This window comes from Sphingobacterium sp. CZ-2 (assembly GCF_004526235.1).
Taxonomy (GTDB): Bacteria; Bacteroidota; Bacteroidia; order Sphingobacteriales; family Sphingobacteriaceae; genus Sphingobacterium; species Sphingobacterium tenebrionis.
On the sequence record NZ_CP038159.1, the window covers coordinates 429,183 to 442,097 of the forward strand.

7 protein-coding genes and 1 tRNA gene are annotated in these 12,915 nt (G+C 43.8%); 1 reads left to right on the forward strand and 7 read right to left on the reverse strand.

The genetic code is table 11. The features are described 5' to 3' along the window. Positions 1 to 36: 36 nt before the first annotated feature. From E3D81_RS01935 to E3D81_RS01960, 6 genes are all read right to left on the reverse strand, one after another. Positions 37 to 1,140, reverse strand: coding sequence for a hypothetical protein (locus E3D81_RS01935; protein WP_134776218.1), 1,104 nt, complete (start codon positions 1,138 to 1,140; stop codon positions 37 to 39). 38 nt (positions 1,141 to 1,178) lie between these two features. Next, entirely contained in the window at positions 1,179 to 2,888 is a 1,710-nt protein-coding gene (locus E3D81_RS01940) for a TonB-dependent receptor (protein ID WP_134776219.1), read from the reverse strand. A 13-nt stretch (positions 2,889 to 2,901) separates the two neighbouring features. Next, positions 2,902 to 5,931 (reverse strand): tetratricopeptide repeat protein, encoded by a 3,030-nt coding sequence (locus E3D81_RS01945; protein ID WP_134776220.1) that lies wholly within the window; start codon positions 5,929 to 5,931, stop codon positions 2,902 to 2,904. Positions 5,932 to 6,290: 359 nt separating this feature from the next. After that, complete coding sequence (locus E3D81_RS01950) at positions 6,291 to 7,226, reverse strand: aspartate carbamoyltransferase catalytic subunit (protein ID WP_134776221.1); 936 nt, start codon at positions 7,224 to 7,226, stop codon at positions 6,291 to 6,293. Positions 7,227 to 7,247: 21 nt separating this feature from the next. Next, positions 7,248 to 7,793 (reverse strand): bifunctional pyr operon transcriptional regulator/uracil phosphoribosyltransferase PyrR, encoded by a 546-nt coding sequence (gene pyrR, locus E3D81_RS01955; protein ID WP_134776222.1) that lies wholly within the window; start codon positions 7,791 to 7,793, stop codon positions 7,248 to 7,250. Between the two features lie 143 nt (positions 7,794 to 7,936). Then, a complete protein-coding gene (locus tag E3D81_RS01960; RefSeq protein WP_134776223.1) occupies positions 7,937 to 10,957 on the reverse strand; it encodes a DUF2723 domain-containing protein in 3,021 nt (1,006 codons plus the stop codon). A 262-nt stretch (positions 10,958 to 11,219) separates the two neighbouring features. Here E3D81_RS01960 and E3D81_RS01965 point away from each other — a divergent pair. Beyond that, positions 11,220 to 11,290, forward strand: a tRNA-Gln gene (locus tag E3D81_RS01965). A 41-nt stretch (positions 11,291 to 11,331) separates the two neighbouring features. Here the strand turns inward: E3D81_RS01965 and E3D81_RS01970 are convergent. Continuing rightward, a complete protein-coding gene (locus tag E3D81_RS01970; protein ID WP_134776224.1) occupies positions 11,332 to 12,915 on the reverse strand; it encodes a SusD/RagB family nutrient-binding outer membrane lipoprotein in 1,584 nt (527 codons plus the stop codon).

The window sequence follows — 12,915 nt, forward strand, 5'->3', positions numbered from 1 at the left end:
ATGATTATTAAAAGTTATGCTTGTTTTGATTGATTACTAATTCAGTTTTTGAACCCAGGCATCTGCTACATGACGTTTCTGAACAACACGCAAAGCGGAGTCCGCTTCAGCTTTCGTTACATACGTATCCCAGATGACCGTTTTCTTGTTGTGTGCTAATTTACTTGGGATTACCCGAACGGAGGTCACTCCCGCTTTATTGAATGATTCTGCCTGATCGAACGCCTGCGCCAAGGTAGCATGCTTGCCAATGACGATGGAATACTGATGACCAGCAGGAATCAATGGTTTTTTAGTCTCTTCGCTAGCTGCAGGTTTCACGGCTGCAGAATCTTTGGCCGCTGTGGAATCAGCTCTACCTAAAGAATCCAAGGCTAAAGAGCTGCTATCCGTAGTTGCCATGGCTGCATTATTCTGTGCTATTACTTGTTTATTACTATCCAAGGCTGCTGTTGAGGTATTTTTCCCAAAGAAACCTTTGTTATACGCCAAGCCACCAATAACAGCAATGGCAAGGATGGCTGCTGCAATAAACCAAACTAATTTATTCGATGAGCGCGGAGCTTCTTCTTCATAAACAGGTTCTTCGACAATCGCTTCGGGTTCTTCGGTAAAGGCAACAGGCTCTTCGTTTGGTACCTCCTCAGTGACTTCGGTTTCCTCGACTGTCTGCTCCTCCGCTGGCTCTGCTACCGGTTCCTCCACCTCTAGTTCCTCTTCAGGCGCTGTTACCACAGCGGTTGGTAGGATTTCTCCGGCTTCCACAGGTTCCAATTGGAATCCACTCAGATCCTCCGCTTTAAAAACAAGGGAATTTCCATGTCTGATCAATTGGCCAAGATGGGTCAGGCTCGCCTGCCCATGGTCCTTGATTTCCTCAAACAGGTTGATGACAGCTTCCTGCACCGAGTCCTGCGCATCTGCGTGGGATACCTGCTTAGCCTGCTGTATGTATTCTACGATATCCACCCCATCCACCGACTTCGGATCGAACTCCAAATAAGTCAATGGCGGTAAATAAACACCTTTACGTTCATCAAATACAGAAGAGGTATGGATGCGTTTAAAAACGCCCAATCCTATTACAAACACTTCATTTCGGTGTTTTAATACTTGATAAATATATCTTCCTAAATCCATGAATTCGTTTTTCGGTGCAAATTTAAAGTTTGTCTACCTTAAAATGAAAAATTAATACCACCCAAAATATTAAACCCTAATTTAGGATAATATAGGTACTGTTGGTATTCTGTATTCAAAATGTTATTCGCTTTCACAAAAATCCCCAATTGCTTGGTTGCTTTGTACTCCGCACCAGCACTTAGGTCGAAGAATGAAGGAACCGTTGTTTTCTGGAAGGTCGCATCAGGCTGACCATTCTGGGTCGCGAATCTATATTCTTTTGCAAAGGAATTCCCATGGAATAACGCTTCGGCATCAATAAATAGTTTCTCCGAAATGTTAAATCGAGCATTGGCTGCTAAGCGCATTTTCGGCATGTGCCAAGCTTCATCCTCGACCACCATGGTATAATTGTCGATGTTCAAACGACCACCAAGGTTAACCAAGGCCGAAAGACGGACATTGATCTCCCCTTCTAAACCTACATGTTTAACTGCATCATCACCATCACCATCATAGATCAACCCGAAATTGAATGGTGTGGTCTGGTTGTTGACAAAAAGAGGTAAACCTTCTACTTTTCTGTAGAACGCCTTTACTTTATAGCCAAATGTGGCACCTGCATTCCCTTTGATACCCCCATAGATATTCATACGATCTACCGTGTTCTGGATGTTCAGATTTGGTCCCAAATAAGGATTCAACTTCGTGAAACTACGGAAAGATCCTTTTTCCACGCCACCTTTAACCCCTCCAAAAATATAGAAGTATTCCGGAACCAAAGCAAAGTCGATCTCTGCTTCTGGGAAGATGTTGAATCTGGAGCTATCGCCAAATTCAGAAACGATATTGGCTCCTAAGGTAATGTTATAGTTCTCGCCTTTGAATTTGATATAAGGATTGATATTCGCAATCGAGTTGTTCAAGGAACCATCAGGTGTATTTACGCCTTTGATGGAATTCAGATCCACGGCAAGGTTTGCACCTACATTGAAAGAATTCACCCTTTTGTTCAAGTATCCTGCAAGGGCGATGGAATTCTCACCTGCATCGTACTTGTCCTTATAGATATATCCATCCGCTTTTAGTGAATAGCTCAGCGCATCCGCATTATTAGGATCATAATTTCTGGTCAATTCTGCCGAAAGGAAGATATCATTAAAACGTTGTGCCTCACGGGTTGGGTTTAAAGGGGTTTCGTCATCTGCCAATGGAATACCATAAAAACGGGTTCCAAAACCATTGTATCCCACTAAACCATTCAGGGTGAACATCGGTAGGATACGACGTCCGAAGATTCCGACTTCCTGTCTGGAGAATTTCTGGTCTTCCAAGTTTCCTTTTTGGCTCAAGTGCTTGGCATATCCTCCAAAACGGATATCCTCATAATCTTCCACCGCAAAATAGGCTTCACCTAAAATGGTATTAAAGTTCCCAATACCGAATTTGGCATAATTACTCTTTAGATCAAAGATCTGCGAAAATGGGGTTTCCATGATCTTCAGTTCCTTCAATCCGGTATTGATGTCCAATTTCTTATCCGGCACATTTCCGTAATTCAATTTCGGCATGTACTCTCTTTTATTGGACATATCAGGACTACGACGAATTTTTACTGCATCAGCAAGAATAGGGCGGTAATCACGTACGATATCTATAGAATCCAATGTTACTGGTTTTTCTGGCGTCTGCGCAGATGCCGCATAGCCCATTCCCAATAAGCAGGTTAATATGGTAGATTTTTTAAAAAATGTGTTGACCTTCATCTTTTTCCTATTCTTATTTAATTTTTTCTAACAAATTTTTAGCCGTTTCCAGGATGCCATCATCCGTGGTTTCGTAATTCTCGATCACACTTTCCAACGTCGATTTCGCTTGGAAATTGTCGCCCTTCGCTTGGTAGGCTTCAGCCATCAGGATAAATCCTTTGGCCACCCAATAGTCATACGAAGAGAAGGAATCTGCGATATCCAAGGCCGACTTGATTGCCCCATCGTAGTTTTTGTTCTTCACTTGTTGTTCCGCCACCATATAACGTGCCTCAGCACCGGTTTCGGTTTTTGATTTCAAGGCAGCAAGGTTCAATTCCTTCATGCCTTCAGAACCTCTACTGGTCGACAAATAAGCCTTCGCCGCATATAGATGCGCTTTAGCGATATCCTCCTCCGAAGCTTTTTCATACTTCTTGATGATGTTCGCATAGTTCAAGGTCTCGGTATAATCGCCGATATTGAAGTAACTCACCAATAGGTTGTTCACTGCCCAACCATAGTTCTCTTTGTATTCCGAAGTCAGCTCCAATTTCTTCAGTACTTGCGTCGCTTCGTTATAAGCCTTATTGCGCAAATGCAATTTCGCTACAGAAATCAAGGTCTTTTCGGTATAGGCCGAAGTCCAGTCATTCATGATGATATTGAAATCGTGCAATGCCTCTTTGTCCTTACCCAGGTTAGCATTACTTTCCCCACGTAAGAAACGCGCATGTTTCTCATTGATCGGTTTCGGGAACTTATCGAAATAAGCATTCACCGCCTCAACGGTTGCTTGCCAGTTTCCACGATCGAATAAGGTACGGGCGATGGAGAAGGTATGTGCATCCTGCTCTGCCGTGCTCAAGTCACCAATGTTGGTACCTGTCGCATAGCGGATGTATCCCGAAGCATCCCCTTTATCCAAGTAGATGTTTTCGATGGATCCCAAAGCCTGTTTCGCTTCATCCGTTGTAGGATATTGGTTTACTACGCGTTGGAAAGTAGCCAAAGCCGCATCGTTCTGATCCTTGTTGTACTGTACCAAACCAATGGTCACCAAAGCTCTCGGTACATAAGAACTACGTGGATATTGCTCCACCATTTTCTGCAAACCGGTTATCGCTTCGTCATGGTTGCCCATCAAGAAATAGGTATATGGCACCTCGAATGCCACATCATCCGCATAATTGGATTTAGGGTATTTCGACATTACGGTATTCAAGGTCGCAATCTTTCCATTGTTATCGCCTTGAAGGCCTAATAATATCCCTTTTTGGAATAAGGCATAATCTTGACTCTGCGCGCCCGAAGCGATCAGACGGTCGTAATAATTAGCGGCCTTACTGTAGTTTTTAATTGCCAGGTACGAATCTGCTGCACGCGCAAAGGCATCGTTGCGGGTATTCAGATCGATACCATCCTTACCTCCGCCTGCTAAGAATCTCTCGAAATAATTGGCAGCGGTGCTGTAATTGTCCGCACGGAAGGCGGCATACGCCAAGGCATAGTTCGCATAGTTATACACATCCGTTTTACGGGCTGCTGGCAAGGCCAGGAATTTATTGAAATTAGCAACTGCCTCTTTGTATTTACGAACCTCGTACATGGCTTCAGCTTTCCAATAGGTCGCTAAAGCATGAATCTCCTCATCATGACGGTTTTCTTCCGAACGCATGAACATGGAAATCGCGTTCTCAAAAGCACGCTCATTGTAATATTCCAACCCACGGTAATACGTTACTTTCTGGTAAGCCGCATTCGCTTCTTTACCTCTATTTTTCAAGGCTTCCAACACATCTACTGCCTGGCGGTAATTCTTGGTACTCAACAATACCTCCGCCTGCAATGTCCTCGCCTCTTCGTTTCTTTTAGTTCTAGGATAGGTTTTGATGTATTCCTGGATCGCATCCAGCGCAACCTGGTGGAATTCCAGGTCGTAGGAAAGCTTGGCATAATTGAACAAACCTTCTTCTTTCAATTCTGGATCAAACTCCAGTTTCGAAGCTTTGAAGAATGCATTTCTAGCGCCTTGCTTGTTGCCAGTTTTTAGGTAGGCATCCCCCAAGGTAATCATGGCACTTTGGTAATAAGCATCCGGTTCTTCCAGTTTACTCAATTCCTCAATCGCCTTTTCGTAATGTCCTAATTTGTAATTGATATAACCAATCTGGTAACTATCCTGATTGTTCTGTGTTTTTCCTTGATCCTGCGCCTGGAATTTATCGTAGTACTCTTTGGATTTGTCCAAATCACCTTTGATAAAATAGGTGGCGGCAATGATGCGGAACATGTCGGTTTCACTTTCCTGCTTGGTGGTTTCCAGTTTTGGCAATGCGTAGCTTAATACTTCGTCATAGCGTTTATCCAAGAAATACAGGGCAGTGATATAATAAGGGTAACTGTTCTCGTATGTTTTTGAACCTTCTAAGCGTTCAAATTCATTCAATGCAGTTTTATATTCTTGATCAAGGTAGCTTAGGTAGGCCGAATAATAGATGGCTGCTTCCTGGTATGGGCTTCTTTGATCTTTCAACTCCAAAAACACCGGTTTTGAAGCTTCATAATCGCCGGTCATGAATTTAGCGTAGGCCAGTTTGAAGCGATATTCTAAGTTCTCCGCACCAGCAAGGTTTTTACTATCGATTTTCTCGAGCCATTCGATCGCTTTAGGATAGTCTTTCTTTGCGTAATAGGATTTACCGATCTGGAAATAGGCAGCTTTGGAATTGGCACTTGCCGGATAGTCACGGATAAATTTCAGGAATTGATTTTCCGCATCAGATTCGCCAAGTTCAATCGCACATACCGCTTGATAATAACGGACATTCTCTTTCAGTAAACTGATTTCTTGGGTTTCATCCAATTGTAGGGTCGACTTGGTCCTCAACTGCTCCACCAGATCAAACTGCTTGGATGCAGAACTAAATTTTCCCCTTTCAAATAACTCTAAGCCTTCTTTATAAGCCTTATTTACCTCTTGCCAAGCTGAATGTTGTGCCAATGCTGGTGTACTCATTAAGCTCAAAGCCACACCTACCTGGTAAATTTTTTTATACATACGATTGAATACTCCTTTAATAGATTGCCTGTCAAATAATTAATATGGAAGGTAGTTTCACTGTGAAAATGACACAAATCCTTCAACCTACGAAATTAATGGATAAGTTGTATGTTTTCCTCAAAAGTTGTTAACACCTGTTAATAACCTAGGGCATTTAACTTTATTTAACAGAAATGGGATTGGGGGGGGGAGTGGGGATTGGGGGAAGTTTGGTGGTTGTGGTTGTGGTTGTGGTTGTGTGTGATGTGATTGCCTTTACGCGTCATTGCGAGGAACGAAGCAATCTTTACACAAGTCGAAAGATTGCTTCGTCGTGCCTCCTCGCAATGACGAAGTGCCTCCTCGCAATGACGAATCTACCCCCTCTGCCCAGCCAGCAAATAAAGCACGGCCATTCTCACCGCTACTCCATTTTCCACCTGGTCCAAAATAATAGAATGACTACTATCCGCTACATCCGACGTAATCTCCACTCCCCTATTAATAGGGCCCGGGTGCATAATCACAATCTCCTTATCCAACGAATCCAGGATCTGCTTATTCAAACCATACAACATCGAATACTCCCGTAAAGAAGGAAAGTAAGCAATATCCTGACGCTCCAACTGGATCCGCAGCATATTCGCCACATCACACCAATTCAACGCCTTCATCAGATCATGCTCAATCTTCACTCCTAAGGAAGAAATATATTTGGGGATCAAGGTAGTTGGTCCACAGACCATCATCTCAGCACCCTGCTTCTGCAAACATAAAATATTCGAAAGAGCCACCCTCGAGTGTAAAATATCCCCAATGATAGCCACTTTTTTACCAGCCACATCGCCCAGTCTTTCCCTGATGGAAAAAGAATCCAACAAAGCCTGCGTCGGGTGCTCATGCGCACCATCACCGGCATTCACGATCTGTGCATCCACATGCCTGCTCAAGAAAACCCCAGCTCCCGCATAAGGATGGCGCATCACGATCATATCCACCTTCATCGCCAGGATATTGTTCACCGTATCGATCAAGGTCTCCCCTTTGCTCACCGAAGAAGAAGATGCCGCGAAGTTCACGATATCCGCCGAAAGGCGCTTCTCCGCCAATTCAAAAGATAACCTCGTTCGGGTAGAGTTTTCGAAAAAAACATTGGCAATGGTGATATCACGTAAGGAAGGCACTTTCTTGATCGGTCTGTTTAAGACCTCTTTAAAATTTGCCGCTGTATCCAAGATCAATTGGATATCATTGCTGTTCAAATCCTTTATGCCTAATAAATGACGGGTACTTAGTTGTTCAGATGCTGACATTTGTAAAACAATATAAAATCACTACTTCTTATCGGTGATTAACACAATACTATCGTTATCATCTACCTCTTTCCAGCTGACAATAACCTTTTGGGAATCGATGGAATCCACCTGGATACCAATATAATCCGGTTGGATCGGGATCTGTCTGGAAAAACGACGATCCACCAACACCATAAGCTCAATCTGATTCGGACGACCAAAAGCCTGAAGCGCATCCATGGCCGAACGAATGGTTCTTCCGGTCCATAACACATCATCTACCAAGATCACATCCTTGCCATCAATGATAAAATCGATCACCGTACTATTCGCTGCCAATGGACTCGCCCCTTTCATCCGGAAATCATCCCGATAAAAAGTAATATCAAGAATTCCCTTAGGCACTTCTACCCCGGTCATTTCTTTGATTTCTTTCACTAAACGTTCTGCTAAATAGGTTCCGCGTGGCTGAATTCCGATGATCACGGCATTACTGAAATCACCATGATTTTCAATTAATTGTTGAGACAATCGCTTGAGCGTAATCTGAAACTTAGGACCATCTAATAATTTCGATTGTTTCATCTATGGATTTATTTAGGCAAAAATAAGGCATTTTTTCCAAAATTCGTAATGCAATCCCGGATTCCCTGAACATAAAAAAAGCAGCTTACGAAATAAGCTGCTTTTTATCAATTATTTAATGCTTGATGCTCCGCATCAATTCCTTACTCTCCTGTTTGGAAAAGACCTTTATACTGATCGAAGATCTGATTGGCTTCGGCCAACAGTTCTTTCTGGTTCGCCGTCGTCAGGATCTGTTGGTAATGCTGCAGGGAAGCCATGGCATAACGCATATTCCGCATCTCCAGATTAGGTTTTGTTTCCGCTATCGCCATGTAATAAGCCATGTTCTCGCGGATGAATTTCAGATTGCGTTTCACGATTTCCGTTGCTTTGCTAGGTTCACCCGCTTTGTACATCGCATCGATCAAGCTGGAATAACCGTAGATCTCCGACATCAGGTAGGTCCGTTTTGGAAGATTCTCATAGGCATTGTTCACCAATTTCTTGGCTTCTGCCTGATGTCCGCTTGCCAATAAACCTTGTGCGGTCTCCCCAAAGATACTTCCCGCATATATGCTGATGTAACGGTAGGAATCCGGATCCAGATATTTCGAATGCGCAATGTTACCCCATTTGTATTTATTGATGATGTTATTGTAAGTACCCTCCACATCAGCGATCGGAGTGCTCATTTCACCTTCCATCGCCGAAGCTACCGGCATCAATCGTAAGGCAAAACCTTCAGATACCAGGTATTTACCCAATCCGATGTAGTTTTCTTCAGGTGTTGTTGTGGTAAAATAAACCGGGCGCTTCCAATTATTGTTCGCCAGAATGGCCATGATCGAAAGGTCAGCACGGCTAACGATATTCCCTGGGTAAGTCCATTGCATTGTATCGACAATCACATCTTCCCATTCCTTAGGCACCACCTTATTGGCAATTACCGCGGCTTTATCCACCTTATATTGCATATTCTTCGTTGGAAGCAGGTTTCCGAATTCACCACTCTGCAATTGAACTTTTGCCTGTGGATCATCAGAAAGCATCACTGCCAATAATTCCTCAATGTTTACATGTCCAGGAATCTTGAAATCATTGTAATAGATCACATCCCTCACCCCATCCTTAATCTGCTCCGGATCGATGTTCAATGGCAATGCATCCGCATCGTTCACTTTCTCCATCATCTGTTTCATGTACCAATCAGAGCTCAATAAACTCAAGTTCACTACGCGCACATCCGTACGGAAACCTTCCACCTCCTGCACGTACCATAACGGATAGGTATCATTATCCCCATAGGTGAATAGGATGGCATTCGGCGCACAAGACTCCAAGTAGTTTTTCGCCATGTCCCTTGCCAGGAATTTCTCCGAGCGATCGTGATCATCCCAGTTCTGGCTTGCCAACAGCACAGGTCCACAAAGCACGGATACCCCTGTTGCCGCCATGGCAGCCGTTTTGGCGTTCATCTTCCTGCTCAGCATATCCGAAATCCAAAGGGCACCCATACCCACCCAGATACAGAAAGCGTAGAAAGATCCTGCAAAAGCATAATCCCGCTCCCTTGGCTGCATCGGTGTTTGGTTAAGATAAAGTACAATGGCCAGTCCGGTAAAGAAGAACAAGAGCGCCACCACCGTCGCATCTTTTTGGTCCTTTTTGAAGTGCCATACAGCACCCAAAATCCCCAATATCAACGGTAAGAAGAAATAGGTGTTTCTTCCTGCATTTTGTTTTTCTGATTCAGGCAGGGCATATTGTCCGCCAACCAGCATATTATCGATCGGTTTGATTCCCGAAATCCAATTTCCTTCCGTAAATTGACCATGCCCCTGGGCATCGTTCTGTCTACCGACAAAATTCCACATAAAATAGCGGCTGTACATATGGCCGATCTGGTAACCGAAGAAGAACTTCAGGTTATCCCCCATAGTAGGGGCAGTTCCTTCCGGCAGGTTCAGGAAGTCGCGGTAGTAGGCTTCATGTTTTTCCGAATAGATACGTGGAAAAAGCGTAGTTCTATCGAAAGTATAATCGTATTTTTTTCTGGCTACATTATAACGGTTGGCATCCTTCCGGTATACTTTGCCCGTTTCATGCATATCCGTAGGTTTAGCATCGAAATAGCGTCCGTTGAACAAAGGTTCATCGCCGTATTGCTCCCGGTTCAGGTAGCTCAAGAAAGAGAAAGCATTGTCCGGATCGGAGTTGTTCAGGGTTGGATTTGCCTTCGCACGGATCAAGATCATCGAGAATGAACTGTACCCGAAGATAATGAAGGCAACACTCAGGAAAGCGATGTTCATGATCGGCTTGATCTTTTTATGCGAATACCATAATCCCCAAACCAGTACACCCAATACCAATAGCGCAAAGAAGGTAACACCCGAACCGAATCCCAGGCCAAAGGAATTGACAAAGATCCTATCGAAATGCGCCGCCAATTTGATCAGGTACTGAATAATACCCCAAAGGACAAAACCCAGGATCACCACCCCTAACAATAAAGTTTTTACCACTCCAGAAGTGGTCACTTTATTGGTTTTTCGGAAATACACCACCAAAGCCAAGGCCGGAATGGCCAATAAGTTCAATAAGTGCACCCCAATGGAAAGGCCCATGACATAAGCAATCAATAACAACCATTTGTTGGATTGCGGCTCGTCGGCATGTTCATCCCATTTCAGGATGGCCCAGAAGACCACTGCCGTACAAAGGGAAGACATAGCATATACTTCAGACTCTACAGCCGAAAACCAGAACGTATCGGTAAAGGTATAGGCCAAGGCCCCAACCGCAGCAGAACCCATGATATTGATGATTGCGGTATTGGATAGTTCCCCAGAGGTATTGATTCTTCCATATACTTTCTTAGCCAAGGCCGAAATGGTCCAGAACAGGAAGGTAATGGTCAGACCACTACATACGGCCGAACCCACATTCATCCAATAAGCAATTTTGGTATTATCACCAAAGGCGAAATTCGAGAATATGTTTTGCAACATCAGGAATAAAGGTGCACCAGGTTGGTGTACAATCTGCATTTTGTAGGCAGAGGCAATAAACTCACCTGTATCCCACCAGCTTGTTGTTTTTTCTAACGTCAACACATAAACCAGTGTAGCAATGATACCACAGGCCCATCCCAACAGGTTATTGATTTTTTTATAATTCATAGTTGTACCAGCAGGTTTTCTAATAATTCTGCTTCGAAAATAAGGATTCCTACGAATAAACGAACAAATAGTTTCGAATTTAATACAGTTCTAATAGGCAAAACAACATAAAATGCACAGAGAGCCATTTAAAGCCAAAAAATATTGCATTGAAAATCAGTATATTTAACAATTAACCTAATTTTTTATTTGCGAATTAGAAAACTCGACGTATATTTGCATCGTCAAAAGGGAACAACCTGAGACAAAAAACTAAAAGGATTGCCCGATAGTATAATGGTAGTACGACGGTTTTTGGTGCCGTTTGTCTTGGTTCGAATCCAGGTCGGGCAACATCAAAAAAAGGCTTGAAACAATGTTTCAAGCCTTTTCTTTTATTCTACCACATTGAACCAAAGTGGGGTCAACAATCGGTATTTCTCCGAATTATCACCTACCTCTTCCGGATTCCTGTTCTGCTCATTACTTTCATAAAGCATCGCTTGTATCCATTGGGAATTATTGTTCGGATCAAAAATAGTCGTGTTCAGGTTGGCCGGTCTTTTCAGACTCGGACCATAGATTGCCGAACTGTAATCCATCCTACGCATATCCACCCAAGTTTCTGGGTTTAGGCACAAGGAAATATATTTCTGACGCATGATGTGCGAAAGACCTGTATTCAATTGGTCAAAATGTCCAGTCAGGTTATCAGCTACTTGTGCTGCCCAATAGGCATTGATATCCGAGGCAGATACCCCCAATTTACGCATATTGGCCTTCACACCCTCTTCATAAGCGGCTAATGCGCCCGGCTTATCCCCTTTCCGCAATCGTGCCTCGGCCTCGATCAGTTTCACCTCCGAATAGGTAATGAAACCAAAAGGAGAAGTGGTGTTGGTGTAGAAGCCACTCTTGCTGAATCTGCCGTAATCCTCTGGCTTGGTCTTGCTTGCATCACCCGGCGAACCATCTGGCAAAACCCCTTGTCCATTGGCAATAAATGCCCCCGCCGCTGGTCCACGATATTTCCCATCGGAAGCCGCAGGCTGCATGATCTTACTGATCCGTGGATCCTGGTATAATTTATTGGTCACCGGAAAAGAGCTCAGCATGTTCACAAAAAACTGCGACCAAGCAAAATACCTAGGGTTGGTTAAGGATTCAAAACCACCCCAGCTCGACCATGGGTTTTCATCCACCAACAATCCGCCCGATAAATAAGGGAACTCGGCATCCATTCCATCGCCATTGAACGCATTCTGACAGGCTTTGATGATCTCATCCGCATTGTACAGCCCCGATTTCTTACTCAAATGGTTCATGTACCTTGCCTTTAAGGCCCAAGCGAACTTCTTCCATTTGGAAATATCCCCTTGGTACAGCAGGTCTCCGTTTTTCACGTGCAAGCCCCGCTTGTTGTCCGTTCTTTCAAAAGCGGCAATAGCCTCATCAAGTATGGTCTGCAAACGCTCGTAGACCTCTTTTTGGGTATTGAATTTTGGGACCAAGGAAATCATATCCTTACCATTATAAAAATCATCGACTACGATATCACCATATTGAGCGGTCAGCAATCCGAAATTCAGTGCCAATAAGGTTTTTCCTACTCCAACAAAATGTGGATTTCCTTCTTCCTCTCCCAATACAATAATATCCACGGCATTTGGCATCGTGATCACATAGGCATTCTGCCAAGCAAAATAACCCGAAGTAAATCGCCAATTCGTTGCCGAATATCCTCCTGAAGAGGCACTCTGTATGGCCCCATATTGCGTTACTCCGGCTACCTCCCGCGAAGCACGCCACTGTGCCGCCCCACTTGAAGTCGTGATTGCTCCAGCAATCCTGCTCGCAGCCTCTACCTTCGAGGGATTGTTCGGATCTTCATTTACATCCAGGAATTTCTGGCATGATCCCAATCCCAAACTCGTTGCTGCTAGTGCTATATATAAACTGTTTTTAATAAAATTCTTCAT